Annotated in this window: 18 protein-coding genes and 1 pseudogene; 3 read left to right on the top strand and 16 right to left on the bottom strand. The window is 66.4% G+C overall.

Going from position 1 to position 17,585, the window contains the following annotated elements; translation table 11 throughout:
- Positions 1-84: 84 nt before the first annotated feature.
- From AC5Y30_RS11415 to rpsJ, 14 genes are all read right to left on the bottom strand, one after another.
- Positions 85-975: a formylglycine-generating enzyme family protein gene (locus tag AC5Y30_RS11415; RefSeq protein WP_499918216.1), complete on the bottom strand. Its 891-nt coding sequence runs from the start codon at positions 973-975 to the stop codon at positions 85-87.
- A 27-nt stretch (positions 976-1,002) separates the two neighbouring features.
- Entirely contained in the window at positions 1,003-1,947 is a 945-nt protein-coding gene (locus AC5Y30_RS11410) for a DUF4436 domain-containing protein (protein ID WP_499918215.1), read from the bottom strand.
- Between the two features lie 286 nt (positions 1,948-2,233).
- Positions 2,234-4,594 (bottom strand): arylsulfatase, encoded by a 2,361-nt coding sequence (locus tag AC5Y30_RS11405; RefSeq protein WP_499918214.1) that lies wholly within the window; start codon positions 4,592-4,594, stop codon positions 2,234-2,236.
- 52 nt (positions 4,595-4,646) lie between these two features.
- A complete protein-coding gene (gene rpsQ / locus AC5Y30_RS11400; protein WP_067833783.1) occupies positions 4,647-4,994 on the bottom strand; it encodes a 30S ribosomal protein S17 in 348 nt (115 codons plus the stop codon).
- The gene (rpmC, locus tag AC5Y30_RS11395; protein ID WP_066999296.1) at positions 4,994-5,227 is read right to left on the bottom strand and encodes a 50S ribosomal protein L29; all 234 of its coding nucleotides are present in this window, start codon (positions 5,225-5,227) and stop codon (positions 4,994-4,996) included. Before rpmC ends, rpsQ begins: the two co-directional genes overlap by 1 nt.
- A complete protein-coding gene (gene rplP, locus AC5Y30_RS11390) occupies positions 5,227-5,643 on the bottom strand; it encodes a 50S ribosomal protein L16 (RefSeq protein WP_007773582.1) in 417 nt (138 codons plus the stop codon). The genes rpmC and rplP overlap by 1 nt, the downstream gene beginning before the upstream one ends.
- Before the next feature lie 3 nt (positions 5,644-5,646).
- Entirely contained in the window at positions 5,647-6,483 is an 837-nt protein-coding gene (gene rpsC, locus AC5Y30_RS11385; protein WP_499918213.1) for a 30S ribosomal protein S3, read from the bottom strand.
- The gene (gene rplV, locus AC5Y30_RS11380; protein ID WP_499918212.1) at positions 6,483-7,037 is read right to left on the bottom strand and encodes a 50S ribosomal protein L22; all 555 of its coding nucleotides are present in this window, start codon (positions 7,035-7,037) and stop codon (positions 6,483-6,485) included. The genes rpsC and rplV overlap by 1 nt, the downstream gene beginning before the upstream one ends.
- Positions 7,034-7,315 carry a 30S ribosomal protein S19 gene (gene rpsS / locus AC5Y30_RS11375; RefSeq protein ID WP_008260806.1) on the bottom strand — a complete coding sequence of 94 codons (282 nt, stop codon included), beginning with the start codon at positions 7,313-7,315 and terminating at the stop codon, positions 7,034-7,036. The genes rplV and rpsS overlap by 4 nt, the downstream gene beginning before the upstream one ends.
- Positions 7,316-7,332: 17 nt before the next feature.
- On the bottom strand, positions 7,333-8,175 hold the full coding sequence (gene rplB / locus AC5Y30_RS11370) for a 50S ribosomal protein L2 (RefSeq protein WP_007773586.1): 843 nt from the start codon (positions 8,173-8,175) through the stop codon (positions 7,333-7,335).
- Positions 8,176-8,202: 27 nt separating this feature from the next.
- Positions 8,203-8,505 carry a 50S ribosomal protein L23 gene (rplW, locus tag AC5Y30_RS11365; protein WP_067350595.1) on the bottom strand — a complete coding sequence of 101 codons (303 nt, stop codon included), beginning with the start codon at positions 8,503-8,505 and terminating at the stop codon, positions 8,203-8,205.
- Positions 8,506-9,186 carry a 50S ribosomal protein L4 gene (gene rplD, locus AC5Y30_RS11360; protein WP_499918211.1) on the bottom strand — a complete coding sequence of 227 codons (681 nt, stop codon included), beginning with the start codon at positions 9,184-9,186 and terminating at the stop codon, positions 8,506-8,508.
- Positions 9,186-9,839 carry a 50S ribosomal protein L3 gene (gene rplC, locus AC5Y30_RS11355; protein ID WP_499918210.1) on the bottom strand — a complete coding sequence of 218 codons (654 nt, stop codon included), beginning with the start codon at positions 9,837-9,839 and terminating at the stop codon, positions 9,186-9,188. Before rplC ends, rplD begins: the two co-directional genes overlap by 1 nt.
- A gap of 13 nt (positions 9,840-9,852) precedes the next feature.
- Positions 9,853-10,158 (bottom strand): 30S ribosomal protein S10, encoded by a 306-nt coding sequence (rpsJ, locus tag AC5Y30_RS11350; protein ID WP_003873519.1) that lies wholly within the window; start codon positions 10,156-10,158, stop codon positions 9,853-9,855.
- A 348-nt stretch (positions 10,159-10,506) separates the two neighbouring features.
- Between rpsJ and AC5Y30_RS11345 the strand changes: the two are divergent.
- Both AC5Y30_RS11345 and AC5Y30_RS11340 read left to right on the top strand, forming a co-directional pair.
- Positions 10,507-10,926 (top strand): annotated as a pseudogene (locus tag AC5Y30_RS11345) (IS1 family transposase); the annotation flags it as partial.
- 51 nt (positions 10,927-10,977) lie between these two features.
- On the top strand, positions 10,978-11,811 hold the full coding sequence (locus tag AC5Y30_RS11340) for an OST-HTH/LOTUS domain-containing protein (protein WP_499918209.1): 834 nt from the start codon (positions 10,978-10,980) through the stop codon (positions 11,809-11,811).
- A 1,315-nt stretch (positions 11,812-13,126) separates the two neighbouring features.
- Here the strand turns inward: AC5Y30_RS11340 and AC5Y30_RS11335 are convergent.
- Positions 13,127-13,726 (bottom strand): TetR/AcrR family transcriptional regulator, encoded by a 600-nt coding sequence (locus tag AC5Y30_RS11335; RefSeq protein WP_499918270.1) that lies wholly within the window; start codon positions 13,724-13,726, stop codon positions 13,127-13,129.
- Between the two features lie 145 nt (positions 13,727-13,871).
- On the opposite strand from AC5Y30_RS11335, the gene AC5Y30_RS11330 reads away from it, so the two are divergent.
- Positions 13,872-15,467: an MFS transporter gene (locus AC5Y30_RS11330; RefSeq protein WP_499918208.1), complete on the top strand. Its 1,596-nt coding sequence runs from the start codon at positions 13,872-13,874 to the stop codon at positions 15,465-15,467.
- Between the two features lie 676 nt (positions 15,468-16,143).
- Here AC5Y30_RS11330 and mftG read toward each other — a convergent pair.
- A complete protein-coding gene (gene mftG / locus AC5Y30_RS11325; RefSeq protein ID WP_499918207.1) occupies positions 16,144-17,583 on the bottom strand; it encodes a mycofactocin dehydrogenase MftG in 1,440 nt (479 codons plus the stop codon).
- Positions 17,584-17,585 lie beyond the last annotated feature (2 nt).

Raw genomic sequence — 17,585 nt, 5'->3', positions numbered from 1 at the left:
ATTGGCCGCCGACAACCTGCGAGCCCGGGGCCCTGCCCCCCTCGCGTCTCGGACGCAACTGGCGAGCGCGGTGCGGCGGATTTGTTACGCCGACGGTGGGTCCGCCACGCAGCGAAATCCGATGTGGGTCGTCGCGGAGTCCTGCGATTGCGGCGACCGGGCCGCGGGACGGTAGCGGTGGCAGTACTCGGGCGCGCACAGGTGGCTGCCGCCCTTCAGGGTCTGGCTGACGGACGGATTGGCGGGACCCGACGGGGTGCAGCAGGACTTGGGCGGCTGATCGAGCCGGTGATGCGCGGCGAACTCGGTCGCCGTCCACTCCCACACGTTGCCGATCATGTCGACAAGCCCAAAGCCGTTGGGGGCGAACGTCCCAACGGGCGAGGTTCCCACCCAGCCGCGCGCCCCCTCATTGCGGTACGGGAAATCGCCCTGCCAGGTATTGGCCATCAATCGGCCAGCGCTCGTGGCCTCGTCTCCCCAGGAGTACGTCGTCGTGGACCCGGCCCGGGCCGCGTACTCCCACTCGGCCTCGGTCGGCAGCCGCCGGCCGGCCCAGCGCGCATAGGCCGCCGCGTCCGGGTACGCCACCTGCACGACCGGATGGTCGCCGCGGTCCGCGACATCGCTATCGGGCCCGAACGGGTGGCGCCAGCTCGCCCCCGGCACCCACTCCCACCACCGTCGCCAGTCGCGCAGGTCGACCGGCCCGGGTGTCGGCCGGAAAACCATTGCGCCCGGACATAACTCGTCCGGGTTCGCTCGCGGGTACAGCGCCGGATCGATCGGCTGCTCGGCCACCGTCACATACCCGGTAGCGTCGACGAATTCGGCGAACTGCGCGTTGGTCACCGGATGCCGTTCCACCGCAATCGGACCCACCGTCACGGTGTGGATCGGCGCCTCTTCGGGGTAGAAGCTCGTCGAGCCCATGCGGAAGGAACCGCCCGGGAGGTCGACCAGCTCGCTTAGCACCCCGTCAGGCTACGCCGGTCGACCGCCCTAATCGGATTGCCGATACCAGGTGAGCATGTAAAGAGCCATCGCCGCGACCAACGCGATCAGCACCCAGATCACCAGCACTTGGTCGATCCACGCGCCCGGCGGGGGCGCACCTGGCAAGAAGTTGCGAATGGGGATGACCGCGAACAACATGGCGGCGAACCACGTCACGAATGGCGGAACGAATTTCCTTCTGCCCAAGGCGATTTGGATCACCACGGCGAAGGCTAATGCGGGTAGCGCGAAGAGCACCAAGCAGATGCCTAAGTCGAAGATCAGCGGCCCCTTGGCCCGGTGCAAGGTGATGACGACGTTGTCGGCGCGATCCGAGTCCTGACTGGCTTCGCCGACGCGCTGAACGCTGACGTCCCAGCCATCCAAGCCGCCGGTCACCTCCACCCGTGCCGGTACGTAGCGGCGCGCATCCCCCTGGCCGACAAGCACATCGGCGGACAGGGTGTCGGTGCGGTAGGAATCGAACGGCCAATTGTTCGGGTCGCCGTGTGCCTCGATGGTAGTCGTGACCTGCGCTGGCGACTTGCCGGCCGGATACTGCAAGTCGCCGAGGTCGTTCGGGGGATCCATCCGCACTGCGGTGTCGGTCTTGAGCACTTCGAGACGTTTGTCGAACATCGACTCCTCAGGGATCACCAGCACCTTCACCGTCAATCGGTTCGCGGTGGTGTCCAGCTTTTCCAGCCGCACCAGCACGACGGTGTCATTGGTGGCGTTGAGGTCGGGCGGCTTGAGCGGGCCTCCCGATTTCGCCAGCAGATGCACGCCGAACAGTGACAGCGCATACACGGCGACGAAGCCCGCGACTGCGGCCACGGCAACGACCCTGCGCCGCTTGCGCCGGTCGGGCGCGGTCGAAACAGGAGGTTTCGCAGGTGGTTGCTCCGACGGCGCCGGAGGCGGTGGCGAAGGTGGCGCTTGGTGGGTCATCGGTCAACACCTCCGTGAGGAATCCGGACACTCGAGGACGGATGCTAGCGAACTCTCGTGCAGCACGGGTGAAGATTGAAAATTCGTCATGTCGAGGTAATTTTCGCTGACGGCCCCAGCGCTGCGCGCCGGGCCAGCGAAACCGGTCCGCAGGCTCGGCGGCCCCCGCGTCGCACTACGCGCAAACTTCGACGCGCAGCCGGGAGCCGCACCAGTTCATCCGGAGTTTGTTTGCCTGGCAAGCCGGTACCGGCACCGATTCGCCGGCTTTTCGCGTGCCGACACGTCAGTCCCGCGAAAAGGCAAGCGCGATCTCGGCTTCCACGTCCACGTAGGGCCGGCCGGACAGGTCGACGGTGACCTGGGTGATGGTACCGCCGGTGAACGTGAACGGCGCCTTGTAACGGCTGGACACACCCGACCCGCCGTTGCGGCCGACCGTGATACCGGCACCGGCGAGCCCGAAGGTTCCGGGGTGGGTGATCACGCCGGCCAGCGTGCCGACGACCTGGTCGTCGATGAACAGGGTGACGTCGCCCAGCGGCGTGTGACTGTTCTCGACCGTTCCAGTGCGCAAATAGCTGGCGCCGAACAGATGTCGGCCGAGGGGCACCGCGCCGGACGAGGAGACCTCCTGCTGGCGCTCGCCGAGGAAGTTGTATACGTAGTGCAGCCGACCATCCTGGATGAACAGCACATGCCCGCCGTGCGCGCCGCCCTGCTTGAACAGCACGCCCTCGGCGCCGGTGGTGTCGACGGACACCTCGGCCAGCACCGAGAACGACCGGCCGCGGATTTCGGCGGCGGCACCGATGCTCACATCGGCGCAATCGGGGTAGTAAAGATAGCTGTTGCGTTCGCTGACGAGATATGGCCGCTGCCGCGTCAGCGTCTCCATGATGTTCAGATCCGCCAGCGGCAACCCGTTGTACTTGGCCGCCTCCGAGAACCACAGCGCCTTGAGTTCTTCGAGTTTGTCCGGGTTTTCGGCTGCCAGGTCGTGGCACTGGCTCCGGTCGACCTCGATGTGGAACAGTTCCCAGCGGTCGGCGTCGAAATGCGACCAGCCGGCCGGGGTGGCCGCGTGCACGGTGTTGGCGAACCAGCCCCGGTGCCAGATGCCGCGGGTGCCCAGCATGGTGTAGAACTGGGTGCTCTTGCCGGTGTCGGCACCCGGATCGGCAAGGGCCGCTTTGAAGCTCACGCCGTCCAGCGGCTTCTGGACGATACCTTTGACGGTCTCCGGCGGCGTCATGCCCAGCAGGTCGTAGACGGTCGGGGTGATGTCGCAGACGTTGACGTAGTTGTCGCGGACTTCCCCGTGTGCGGGAATTCCCTTGGGCCACGAGATGATTGCCGTGTCGGCGATGCCGCCCTCGTGGGAGGCGTAGCGCTTGTACAGTTTGTAGGGCGTATTGAAGGCCATCGCCCACCCGATCGGGTAATGGTTGTAGGTCTCGGGGCCGCCTAAGTGTTCGAACATCTTCATGCTCTCTTCGACGGTGTCGATATAGCCGTTGAAGAACTTGCCCTCGTTGACCGATCCGTTCGGGCCGCCCTCGCCGCTGGCGCCGTTGTCGGAGATGACCACGATGATGGTGTTATCGAGCTGCCCCGAATCCTCGAGATAGTCCAGGATCCGGCCGATCTGGGCGTCGGTGTAGCTCAGGAACCCGGCGAACACTTCGGCCATCCGGGAGAACAGCCTCTTCTCCTCGTCGTTCAGCGAATCCCAGGGCCGCACTGTGTCCTGCAGCGGCCACGGCTCGCCACTCGGCCCCTTGACATCGAGATACGGGTTCACCGGCGATAATTCGGTGTCGGCCGGCACTATGCCCAGCGCCTTGTGTCGCTCAAGCACCACCTCGCGGTATCGCTCGTAGCCCATGTCGAACTTGCCGGCGTAGCGGTCCGCCCATTCGGAGAAGACGTGATGCGGCGCATGCCCGGCGCCGGGGCATACGTAGGAGAACCAAGGCTTCTCCGGCGCAATCACTTTGGCGTCGCGGATGAATTCGATGGTCTTGTCGGCGATGTCCTTCGACAGGTGGTAACCGTCCTCCGGGGTGCCCGGCGGCGTCACCGGGTGGTTGTCGTAGACCAGGTCCGGATACCACTGATCCGTCTCCCCGCCCATGAATCCGTAGAACCGTTCGAAGCCGCGCGAGGTCGGCCAGTGCCGCTTGGTCGAGGCGAGGTTCGATTCCTCGAGGGGCGTCAGGTGCCACTTGCCCACGCAGTAGGTGTTGTATCCGCGTTCGGCGAGAGCCTCGGAGAGCAGGCCGGTTTCGAACGGGATGCGGCCGTTGGCGTTGGGGAAGCCCTCGGTGAACTCCTCGATGGTGGCCATGCCGACGGTGGTGGCGTTGCGGCCGGTGAGCAACGACGCCCGGGTCGGCGAACACAGGGCGGTGGTGTGGAATTGCGACAGCCGGATGCCGCGCTCGGCGATGCGCGACATGGCGGGCATTTCGACCAAGCCACCGAAGCAGTCCCAGGTCGCTATGCCCGTGTCATCCCACACCAGGTACAGGACGTTGGGCGCGCTCGGCGGTGCCGTCGGCGCGGCGTAGGGCCCCCAATCCGGTTCGGAGTCCCGGATGTCGAGCTCGATCTTCCCGTTGAACTGCCCCGACCCAGTCGCCATCGCCGCAGACTACACCCGGGGCCGGGCGTTCGCTGCCGCTAGCTGAAAGGGCTTACTTCGCCTTTTCCAGGATTTCGACGAGCCGCCAACGCTTGGTCGCCGACGTCGGGCGGGTCTCCATCAGCGAGACGCGGTCGCCGATTCCGGCGGTGCTGTTCTCGTCGTGCGCCTTGACCTTGGTGGTGGTCCGGATGATCTTGCCGTACAGCGGGTGACGCACGCGGTCTTCGAGCTCGACCACGATGGTCTTCTGCATCTTGTCGCTCACCACGTAGCCGATGCGCACCTTGCGGCGACCCCGCACCTTCGGGTTGGCCGGAGTGTGCTTGGGGCCCTTGTCCTTCGACGCGGCCTCGGTTGCGGCGGCCTTCTTAGGGGCGGCCTTCTTGGCTTCTGCCATCACGATTCCTTACCGTCGGGCCCGGAAGCCAAGCCCAGTTCTCGTTCGCGCAGCACGGTGTAGACCCGCGCGATCTCCTGACGCACCGTGCGGAGCCGGCGGTTGTTGGTGAGCTGCCCGGTCGCCATCTGGAAACGCAGGTTGAACAGCTCTTCCTTGGATTCGCGCAACCGCTCGGTCAGCTCCTCTTCGGTGAGCTCACGCAGTTCGCCAGGCGAAGTTCCCACTGCCATCAGAACTGATCCTCTCGAGTGACGATGCGTGCCTTGATCGGCAACTTGTGGATTGCACGCGTCAGAGCCGCGCGGGCGGTCTGCTCGTTGGGGTAGCTGAGTTCGAACAGCACCCGGCCCGGCTTGACGTTGACGACCCACCACTCGGGCGAGCCCTTACCCGAACCCATCCGGGTTTCGGCGGGCTTCTTGGTCAGCGGGCGGTCGGGGAAGACGTTGATCCACACTTTGCCGCCACGCTTGATGTGCCGGTTGATGGCGATACGAGCGGACTCGATCTGCCGGTTGGTGACGTAGGCGTGCTCCAGAGCCTGGATGCCGTAGTCGCCGAAGTTCACCGCCGTGCCGCCACTGGCGATGCCGCGCTGGCGGGGGTGATGCTGCTTGCGGTGTTTAACCCTGCGGGGAATCAACATGATTCAGCTCTCCGTGCTTTGTGGTTCTGCAGCGGGTGCGGTCTGGGTCGCGGCGGCTGCTCCCTCTTCGGCGCTCGCCGCGGCGCGACCGGCTTCGGTGCTGGTGGCCGTGGTGCCCGACGCCCCACTGCGACGCGGACGGGTGCCCGACGGACGCTCGCGGCGCGAGCGCTCGGCGCCCGCCGGAGCCGCGGCGGCCAATTCGCGCTTGCCGCCGACGATGTCGCCCTTGTAGATCCACACCTTCACGCCGATCCGGCCGAAGGTCGTTTTGGCTTCGTACAGCCCGTAGTCGATGTCGGCGCGCAGCGTGTGCAGCGGCACCCGGCCCTCGCGGTAGAACTCCGAGCGGCTCATCTCGGCACCACCGAGACGTCCGGAGCACTGCACCCGGATGCCCTTGACGTTGGGCTGACGCATCGCGGACTGGATGGCCTTGCGCATCGCCCGGCGGAACGCCACCCGGTTGCTCAGCTGCTCGGCGACGCCCTGGGCCACCAATTGCGCCTGGGATTCCGGGTTTCGGACCTCGAGGATGTTGAGCTGCACCTGCTTGCCGGTCAGCTTCTCCAGGTCGGCGCGGATCCGGTCGGCCTCGGTGCCGCGACGGCCGATGACGATGCCGGGACGCGCGGTGTGGATGTCGACCCGGACCCGATCACGGGTGCGCTCGATCTCCACGTCGGCGATCCCGGCGCGCTCCAGGCCGGTCGACAGCAGCCGCCGGATCGCGACGTCCTCCTTGACGTAGTCCGCGTACTGCTTGTCGGCGTACCAGCGTGACTTCCAGTCGGTGGTGATGCCCAGCCGGAAGCCGTGCGGATTGATCTTCTGGCCCACTAGTCTGAGCCTCCCTTCGCGTCAGAGGTCTCAGACGTCTTGGCTTCGGCTTTCGGTGCGGCCTTCTTGGCGGGCGCTTTGGTGGCGGCCTTCTTGGCCGGCGCCTTCTTGGCCGGCGCCTTCTTGGCGGGCGCCTTCGAGGCGGCCTTGCTGGCCTCGGCGCGACGGGTCCGCGCCGACTTCGCCGACCCCTGGTCCTTGCCCGGCCGACTTTCCACCACGACCGTGATGTGGCTAGTGCGCTTGCGAATCCGGAACGCGCGGCCCTGGGCGCGCGGACGGATGCGCTTGGCAGTAGGTCCCTCGTCGGCGTAGACGGTGGCGACCACCAGGGTCGCCGGGTCCAGCCCGTCGTTGTTCTGCGCGTTGGCCGCGGCACTCGCGATCACCTTGGCCACCGGCTCGCTGGCGGCCTGCGGCGCCCAGCGCAAGATGTCCAGCGCGTCGGCCACCGAGCGGCCGCGCACCAGGTCGATCACCCGGCGCGCCTTTCTCGGCGACACCCGCACGAAACGCGCTTTGGCCACCGCCGATGGGAATTCCGTTGTGGTCATCGCCGTTTGGCCTTCCGGTCGTCCTTGATGTGTCCCTTGAAGGTTCGGGTGGGCGCGAACTCACCAAGCTTGTGGCCGACCATCGACTCGGTGACGAACACCGGGACGTGCTTGCGTCCGTCGTGGACGGCGAAGGTGTGGCCGATGAAGTCAGGAATGATCGTCGAACGCCGCGACCATGTCTTGATCACCTGTTTGGTGTTCTTCTCGTTCTGCGTGTCCACCTTCTTGAGCAGGTGGCCATCGACGAACGGGCCCTTCTTCAGGCTGCGTGGCATGTGCTACTCCTGACTTCCTAGCGACCGTGCTTCTTGCCGGTGCGCCGGCGTCGGACAATGAGCTTGTTACTGGCCTTGTTCGGGTGGCGGGTGCGGCCCTCGGGCTTGCCCCACGGGCTCACCGGGTGACGACCACCGGAGGTCTTACCCTCACCACCACCGTGCGGGTGGTCCACCGGGTTCATGACCACACCACGAACCGAAGGGCGCTTGCCCTTCCACCGCATCCGGCCGGCCTTGCCCCAGTTGATGTTCGCCTGCTCGGCGTTGCCGACCTCGCCGACAGTGGCGCGGCAGCGCACGTCGACGCGGCGGATCTCACCGCTGGGCATACGCAGCGACGCGTAGGTGCCCTCTTTACCGAGCAGCTGGATGCTCGACCCGGCCGACCGCGCCAGCTTGGCGCCACCGCCCGGTCGCAGTTCGACGGCGTGGATCACGGTACCGGCCGGGATGTTGCGCAGCGGCAGGTTATTACCCGGCTTGATGTCCGCGTTCGGGCCGCACTCCACCACGTCGCCCTGTGAAAGCCCCTGCGGCGCAATGATGTAGCGCTTCTCGCCGTCCAGGAAGTGCAGCAACGCGATGTTGGCGGTCCGGTTCGGGTCGTACTCGATGTGCGCGACCTTCGCGTTCACGCCGTCCTTGTCGTTGCGGCGGAAGTCGATCACCCGGTAGGCGCGCTTGTGGCCACCACCCTTGTGGCGGGTGGTGATGCGGCCGTGCGCGTTTCGCCCACCGTGGCCGTGCAGCGGGCGCACCAGCGACTTCTCCGGGGTGGAACGGGTGACCTCGGAGAAATCGGACACGCTCGAGCCGCGACGGCCGGGGCTCGTCGGCTTGTATTTACGAATTGCCATGTCTAATCAGGTTTCCTCTCGCGGCGGCTACGCCGGTGCCCCGAACAGATCGATCGGCTTGCTACCCGGCGCCAGCGTGACGATGGCCCGCTTGGTGCTCTTGCGCTTGCCGAACCCGGTCCTGGTGCGCTTGCGCTTACCTTGCCGGTTCGCGGTGTTCACCGACGCGACCTTGACGGAGAAGATCTTCTCGACGGCGATCTTGATCTGCGTCTTGTTCGAATCGGGGTGCACCACAAACGTGTACACGTTGTCGTCGAGCAACGAATACGACTTCTCCGAGATGACCGGGCCCAGAATGATGTCGCGGGGGTCAGTGATGGTCGCCATTTACGCCGAAACCTCCACATCTTTATCGGCGGCACCGCCGGTGGCCCCGGCGATGTAGGCGTTTAGCGCCTCGACGCTGAACACCACGTCGTCCGAGCGCAGCACGTCATAGGTGTTGAGCTGGTCGGGGGCCAGGATGTGCACGCCCGGCAGGTTGCGCACGCTCTTGGCGCCGGCCTCGTCGCTGCGGCCGATCACGACCAGCACCCGCTTGCGGTCGGTCAGCGTGCCCAGGAACGCCCTGGCGTTCTTGGTGGACGGCGTCTGACCGGAGACCAGCTCGGTGATCGCGTGAATGCGGCCGTTGCGGGCCCGGTCGGACAACGCGCCGCGCAACGCCGCGGCGATCATCTTCTTGGGGGTGCGCTGACTGTAGTCGCGTGGCTTGGGACCGTGCACGACGCCACCGCCGGTGAACTGCGGGGCCCGCGTCGAACCCTGGCGGGCCCGCCCGGTTCCCTTCTGCCGGTACGGCTTACGGCCGCCGCCACTGACGTCGCCGCGCGTCTTGGTCGAGTGCGTGCCCTGCCGCGCCGCCGCGCGCTGCGCGGTGACGACCTGGTGCATCAGCGCGATATTGGCCGGCGCGTCGAACAATTCGGCCGGCAGCTCGATCGAGCCCTCGACCTTGCCGGCCGGCGTCTTGACGTCGATCTTGAGCGTCTTGGAGCCTTGTGCCATCACTTCTCACCTCGTTTGACCGCGCTGCGGACCACGACGAGTCCACCGGTGCGGCCGGGGACCGCGCCCTTGATCAGCAGCACGCCGTTCTCGGTATCGACCTTGTGCACCAACAGGTTCTGGACGGTCACCCGGTCGCTACCCATCCGGCCCGACATCCGGGTGCCCTTGAACACCCGGGCGGGGGTGGCGCAGCCACCGATCGAGCCCGGGCGGCGGTGCACCGCCTGGGCACCGTGGCTGGCGCCCTGGCCTCGGAAGCCGTGGCGCTTCATGGTGCCGGCGAAGCCCTTGCCCTTCGAGGTTCCCGTGACGTCGACGTAGGCGCCGTCGGCGAAGATCTCCGCCGTCAGCTCCTGGCCGACCTCGTACTCCGCGACCGCCTCGGGGTTCTCCAGCCGCAGCTCGGCCAGGAACCGGCGCGGGTTCACCCCCGCGGCGGCGTACTGACCGGTCACCGGCTTGTTGACCTTGCGGGGACTGATCTCGCCGTATGCCAGCTGCACGGCGCTGTAGCCGTCGCGCTCGGGGGTACGGATCCGGGTCACCACGTTCGGGCCGGCCTTGACGACCGTCACCGGCACGACCCTGTTGTTCTCGTCGAACACCTGCGTCATGCCCAGCTTGGTACCCAGAATGCCTTTTCTTGCCATGAGTCTGGATCTCCTACTGGATGTTGACGTCGACACTGGCCGGAAGGTCGATGCGCATCAGCGCGTCGACGGTCTTCGGCGTCGGGTCGAGGATGTCGATCAGCCGCTTGTGTGTGCGCATCTCGAAGTGCTCCCGCGAGTCCTTGTACTTGTGCGGGGAGCGGATGACGCAATACACGTTCTTCTCAGTCGGCAGCGGCACCGGACCTACAACACTGGCACCCGTGCGGACGACGGTCTCGACGATCTTGCGCGCCGACGCGTCAATAGCCTCATGGTCGTAGGCCTTAAGCCTGATGCGGATCTTCTGTCCCGCCACGCTTCTCCTACCCTCACTCCTGTTGAGGCCCGAATCCGGGCCTGGTGCCACCGGCGCGCCGATCGGGCCGGCCAACTCTGGGCCGATCGAGCGTTGCGCCGGATACTGCGCCGCTGTTTACCTGTCGTGGTCCACCGGCCCCCGCGGTCGGGCGTGTCACCCTCACGCAGCCTCATCCGCGATCGAAATTCGTCGCTCTCAAAGGATGGGACCGGACGCGCCCGTTTGGACGCTGGTCGTATGCCCGACCAGGCGCAAACCCGGCTCAAGGCAACCTGAACAGTATGCCTGAAGATCGTGCCCCGACAAAATTCGGCCGCGATCTCGGGAGCGGCGTCAGTTTGAAGCGTGAACCCTGTCGAGAGCGCGTTTCACGGGGACATCGACTACGCCATGTTCCACAAGATCTACGACGCCCCTGCCGGGGAGGGCAACGAGCGCCGCTACAGCCCCGCCGTGTGCACTGAAATCCACGTTGGGAAGGTCAACGGCGAGTCGCCTACACGAGACCAGCACGTCCTACGTCGAGCGCCAGAACCTCGCCGTGCGGACTGGGGATGCGCCGCTTCACCCGCCTACCACCGGCTTCTCCAAGAAGGTCGAGAATCTTGCCCACGCCGTTTCCCTGCATTATATGTACTACAACTTCGCCCGGGCCCCCGCCACGCTCACCACGACGCTGGTGGCCGCAAGACTACCCCTGCGATGGCAGCCGGGACCGAAAACCGGGTCTGGACGTGCCGCGATATCGCCCCACTGCTCGACTGACCGAGTAAAAGCGGCGTCCACATGCGGCGGCCGCATGACAAAATGCCGCTTGTGGATACGGATCAAACATCGCCGCAGGAACCGGGCGAACGCCCGCTGGACACCCTGCGCGCACTCGTGCTGAGCGCTTTTGAAGCGGCGAAGAAACCCGGGCGCGCGGACTGGGAATCCATGACAACCGGCGTATTGAAGAACCGGATCCTGCAGGCGACAGCACGGGAGTTCGACGAACGCGACTACGGCGTGACCACCTTTACTGAGGCGATTCGCTTGATTCCCGACTTGGTCGAACTCGACGAAACCACCTGGCCGCTGCGGGCGCGACTGATCGCTCCCGATGCTGCCGAGGGGGCGGAAGCCCAGGAGGGGAAGGGCCAACCCATTGTGGGGGCGGGAAGGATTAGGACTGACCTGTGGGATGCCGTGCTTGACTACACCTGGGACGGGGTTTACGTGTGGGACGGCTCCCGGGCAGTTCGCGTTGCGGCGGACGAAGTAGGCGATAGGCTGCGGCTTCCCACGATTTCATCGGACGACATGGCGGCATGGCGACAAGACTTTGCCAATCAGCACACGGATCGTGAACTGGATGAGTGGGTGCAGCATGGACATGGCACGCTCGCATTGCCACCAGACCTGCGGAAGCCATGGAACCAGCTCGTCAAGTCCAACGCCGTCGATATTCTCTCGACCTGGTTCAGAAAACAGGGCCTGGAGATGCCCGAGGATACGTTCGCTAGTTCGGCCAGCAAGCGCGCATCGCCGGACCATATAGAAGCGGAGGAATTGCGGCGGTTCTTGTTGCGTTGCGTGGCGGTCATGAGGCCGAGCGAGCTTAAAGCCGTACAGATCCCTGCCTCCGTGGCGTTTCGGGCGAGAGCATGAGTCGACCTAGACGTCCCACGCAAGGGACATCCACTACGCGCGGGCCAAAGATCTGGTTGGTGCTCCATCCGCGCGATAGCGAGTATGAGCAGCGCTTGCGACGCACGTTGGGGCAGGAAGCCGCTGACCTTGGGGCAAACCTGATTACCCGCCGCACAAAGTCCCGCAAGCTGAGTATCGACGGTGGCGGTGCGCGGTCGGTCAACGTACTTCATCCTGTCGACGCAAACCAGCTCTACCGGGACTTGAGCCTTAACAATTGCTACGTTCTTAGCCGTGGGGCGGTGTTTGTGCTTCATGACCCACGGCGGGATCCGCCTACAAAACGGGATTGCCTCCCACTGCAACATTTCGTTCGCCACAGGGCGGTTTATCACACGCTGCAGGACGGGGCTGACACAGCCGCCGAGCTGAGAACAATGATGGCGGCGGCCCCTTCCGATTGCACCAGCTATCACGACCCGCGTGTCCTCCCGCTACATGTCTTCGACAGGAAGGTGGTGGAGGGCAGCCGACTCGACACGGAAGACGGCCGAACTGCATTTCGCAGAACGTATGGGCGTAGTAGTGGGCGTTGGCTGTCGGAGACGACAGGCACATGGACACCTGCACACCCAGGTGCAAGGCATGGAACTAGCCCATCGGGTGAGGCACTGCGTATATGGGACTTCGCGCTCCCCATCGGATATCACTGGGACACTAACGCGGGGCGGCACAAGCGCATGATCTTTGCAACGGCGACTGTGTGGGCAGTGGCCCAAGACGGTTACGTGAATATCTACCCCGACTCACACATCAGGGCAGGTCAGAGGGCCACAAAGATATGGACGGCTCGGCGCTGAACCAGATAGCGGATCGTCTTGCCAGCAAACGGTGAATGCCCCGGCAGTAGCCGGGGCATTCAAGCGCGGAGGCGAGCACTCTATCCAACAGTGATTCTTTACCGACGATGCAAGTGGCCGCTGACTCGAAATTATGATTTCGGGGCTCGCGATATGCGCCACTCTGGTCGTCGGGACCCTCCACTGTGGTTGCTTGGTTTCGTTGGCCGAACGAATCCAAGCCTCCTAGCGGTAAGCTCTGCTCCCACCAGGATCACGACCATTGTAGCGCTGCGGGGCCGAGAGACCAAGCCCAGATTTCGCGGGCGCTCTGGCCCGGCATAGCGTGGCTCATCAGCTGCTTCAAACTAACCGTTTCAATTTGACCTACTACCCCGGATCTGAGTCCGAATCCGCCCCACCCGCCTCGCGGACGGTAGCACCGGAGGATAAACGCGCTAGTCAGAAGCGCCTAGCCGGCGAGGCGCCGGCCCTCAGACGCCCGCCGATTCGACAGTCGTCGCGCCGGATCTGGCGCACTGGACGTGCAGGAAGCCGTCGACGGCCTCCAGCGCGCATTGCCGGTAGTCGAAATCGGGCAAGGTGGACAGCCGGCCCAAGACCAGGGGCCCGATGAGCAGGGCGATCGCACGCGACCGGTCCACCTCCCCCAGTTCGGCGGCCTCCGGGCTGTCGAAGATGGCGTCGAAGGGCTCCGCGTACTGCTGGGCGATGCGCTCACGCAGGGTGGTGATCGCCGCGCTGTCGGCGTTGCCGCTGCGCCGCGGCTCGGGCAGGCCCTCCAGATCGCGTCCCAGCGCCAGCCAGGACATCGCGGTCATGAGGGTGGGCGCCTGCGCCACGGATTCGGCCTGGGCCAGCACCACCGCGACCAGGCGGTCGCGCAGCGAACCCTCCGCCGGCGGGGCGGGCGACGCCGGGATCAGGCTGTTAAAAGCGGCTGCCAGTAAATCGTTTCCGCTCGGGAAGTGGCGATACAGGGTCGCCCTGGCCACGTTGGCGGTGCGGGTGACGGCCTCGACGGTCACCGCGCTGGGACCCCCGGCACGCAACAGCGTGACGGCGGCTTCCAGCAGCCTGGCCCGCGACCTCGCGGGGCGCGGGTCGGACGTCTCGGCGGTAATTGTGACCCACCTCCCGGTTTCGATACGAGACTATCGGTCTATCTACAAGACTGTTGGTCTCGAAACTCCGCACCCTCGCTAGGAGGCGCACCGCATGGTCGACACCCTCGTTCGGTCTGACCAGCACCAGCGTACTGACGCGATCGGCGTCGGCGACAGCCTGCGGGCACGAAACTGGACGCTGGCCGTCGCCTGCATGGCCGTAGCCCTGGTGGTGGCGTCGATGACGGCGCTGAACACCGCGCTCGGCGACCTCGCGGTGGCCACCTCGGCCACCGCCTCGCAGCTGAACTGGGTCGTCGATGGATACACCGTGGCATTAGCGTGCCTGCTGCTGCCGGCGGGCGCGATCGGTGACCGCTACGGCCGGCGCGGCGCGCTGCTCACCGGGCTGCTGGTGTTCTCGATCGGCTCGATGGCACCCGCGCTGCTGCATAATCCGTCCCAGATCATCGCGGGCCGCGCGGTAGCGGGGATCGGCGCCGCGTTCGTCATGCCCGCCACGCTGTCGCTGCTGACGGTAGCCTATCCAAAAGATGACCGCACCAAGGCCGTTGGCATCTGGGCCGGCACGGCCGGTTCCGGCGGTGTCCTGGGCATGCTCGGTTCCGGTGTGTTGCTCCGCTTTTGGGACTGGCACGCCATCTTCTGGTCGCTGGGCATCGCCGGCCTGGTGATTTTCGCGCTGGCCTGCACCATCGCGTCGTCGCGCGACGCGAGCGCTCCCCGGGTCGACGCGCTGGGCGCAATCCTGATCGGCGCTGCGGTCGCCATCGCGGTGGCCGCCATCCTGGAAGCGCCCGCCCGCGGCTGGAGCGACCCGGTGGTGTGGGGCGGGCTCGTCGTCGGTGCGGTGATCGCCGCGGGGTTCGGCGCTCTCGAATTGCGCCTGGCCCTGCGGGGCCGGCAACCACTGCTGGACGTCCGGCTGTTCGCCGACCCCAATTTCGCCACCGGGGTCACCGCGATCGTCATCCTGTTCGGCGCCACCTTCGGGTTCTTCTACATCGGCATGCAATACGTGCAGCAGATCATGGGCTACTCCGCGCTGGCGACCGCGATCGCCTTCGGGCCGTTCATGGTGCCGCTGGGCATCTTCTCGGCCCTATCGTTCTGGTATGTGCCCAAGTTGGGGCTGCGCCTGGTGCTGTTCGTCGGCACACTGCTGATGGCGGTGGGGTTCGGGTGCATGTACCGGCTGGGTTTGCATTCGAGCTATCCCGAATTCGCCTGGCCCACCCTGATTCTCGCCACCGGAATCGGAATCTGCACGGCGCCGACCACTTCGGCGATCATGGGGGCGGTCCCCGACGAAAAGCAGGGTGTGGCCTCCGCCGTGAACGACACATCGCGTGAGATGGGCGGCGCGCTGGGCATCGCGGTGGCCGGCTCCATCCTGGCCGGCCGCTACTCGCACGAGCTTGCGCCCAGGCTGGCGGGCTTCCCCGCACCGGTACGGGGTCAGGCCACCGACTCGCTGGCCAAGGCCGTCGAGATCGCCGGCCGGCTCGGACCCCAGGGGCGACAGCTGGCCGACATCAGTAAGTCCGCGTTCCTGGCGGCCCTGCACGCCTCGACGATCACCATGGCCGCGATCGTTGCCCTTGCCGCCGTGGCGATCGGAGCGTGGGCCCCCGGCCGCGACGGTCGCCAGTTGCGCCCGGTGCGGCAGCTGCTGTCGCGTCACTGAGCGCCCCAACCCCAATGCCGTTGTCCAACACCGGATTCAACGCATAAGACACCGCCGCGAAATACTTGCGACCGCTCGCCGTATCTGGTATCAGAGATGTATATCGACAGATACAAATCATCTCTGTACTCCCGGGGTGGATGTGGTGTTGATGGGCGTTACGAGCGTGGTCGAGCCGGCATGCGCGGCGATCAGTGAGGCGACGGCGATCGTGGAGGCCGAATGGATGCGCCTACAGCGACCGAGTGTGCCGGTTCGACACCCCAACTGCGAGTTGCCCGCGACGCGGCGAGGTTCGCGCCGCACCACCACCCTGGTTTCCGCCATGCCGACACGCATCAGGTGCTCAGCGCGCCGGCATGCCACCCGGGACCGGTGGCCGGTCTCCCTGGTGTGGGCGCGGGAGCGTTCGCCTCCGTCATGCCAACGTCTTTCGCACTTCGGCGAGAGGAGGTAACTGACCAAAGACAAGCACGAGCTATCGAACAATGAGATGGCGGTCGTGCCGTCCACGAATATTGCGACGCATCGTTCGCGCGACGCACATCTGCGCGCGCACAGCCACTTGTCGTGGCCATCTACGTGGACCGCATGACCTCCGCGGTCTCTTCGGGCGGGCCGCTGCCCGGTCGCCGCTTTCGGTGACCGCGTCGCGGCCCGCCCACTGCTCTCGCCATCACTGAACGAACTTTGCGGCGCGGTGCCCGATCATCACGATCGTGGCGTGCGGGCCGCGGCTGGTGATCGCGGGGAGGATAGAGCCGTCGATCACCCACAGGTTGTCGATGCCGAGCACCCGGCAGCGGGAGTCGACGACGGCGCGCGGGTCGGCGTCGGGGCCCATCGGTGCGGTGCCGCACAGGTGTTGGGACGTCGACCAGATTGCCGCCGCGGCATCGATTGTGCCGCCGGACGATTCGCGGGCCAGCTCGCTGCCGCGGCGCAGCGCCGCCACGTCTTCGGGCTCGCTGTCGTAGCGGTGTTCGATCCGCGGCGCCACGTCGGGATCGGCCGAGACCAGCGAAATGCGCCCGCGCGCGCGTGGCTGCATCAGCGCCACCCCGATGTGGGGCCAGTCGGCATGCCCGGCGGTGCCGTCACCGGTCATCGCGACGAATCCGCCTGTGTAAGGCCTGATCTCGAGATCGTCGGCCGTGCAGAGCACCACCTCGAGCACGGGCCGTCCGGGTGCCACCGCCCATTCGGTGGGCAGCACCCACTCGGCATGGTCGGTGAACGACGTGCCCACCGGCAGCGGCACCACCACCGGTACGCCGGCGGCGCGCAACGTCTTTTCTTCTCCGAAACCGGAAAGCATCAGCAGGCGTGCCGTCTCAATCGCACCGGCGCACAACACGACTCGGTCGGCGGTCAGAGTCATGCGGCCGCGCGGGCCGACCGCATCGACGCCGACCACGGCGGTGCCGGCGATTCGCAGCCTTGCTACCCGGGTCCGCGCGCGCAGGTGCAGGTTCGGCCGGCTCAGCGCCGGGATCAGGTAGCCCGCGCCGGGGCCGCGCCGTACGCCGTCGACGATGTTGAGCGGGACGGCCCCGATTCCCGAAACGTGCTCCGGCGCACAGTCATTGAGGTCGGGAATCCAGCCGAATCCGGCGCGCTCGGCGGCGGCGATGAATCGCTCGGTGGTCCCGGTCATTTCGTGCGTGCGGCGCACCTGGATGGGCCCGCTGTTGCCGTGGGCGGGACCATCGAAGTCCAGGTCGTTCTCGATGGCGCGGAAGCTGTCCAGCACGTCGGACCATCCCCAGCCCTCGATGGCGAGGCGATCGAAGTCCCGCGGCAACCCGCGGCAGAAGTAGCCGCCGTTGATGGCGCCCGATCCGCCCACCGTCGCCCCGCGCACCAGCGGGTGCTGGCGGACCGGTTCGTCGGTGAGCCGGGTCTGGTAGCGCTGGACCAGCGGACTGCCGGCGCCGATCGGCAACTGCAACCCGTTGGCCGTCTGGGCGAGCAGTCCGGGGTCGTCGAGCGCCGGGCCCGCCTCGAGGACCGTCACCGTACACCGCGGATCGGCGGAAAGCCGTTCCGCAACAACCGATCCTGCACTGCCGGCGCCGACGATCAGCACATCGCTGTGCGAGGCGGCTGCGGTCAAGG

It is taken from the genome of Mycobacterium sp. NGS27 (assembly GCF_059813005.1).
Note: the sequence above shows the minus strand (reverse complement) of the source record. Positions and strands in the feature narration are given on the sequence as shown.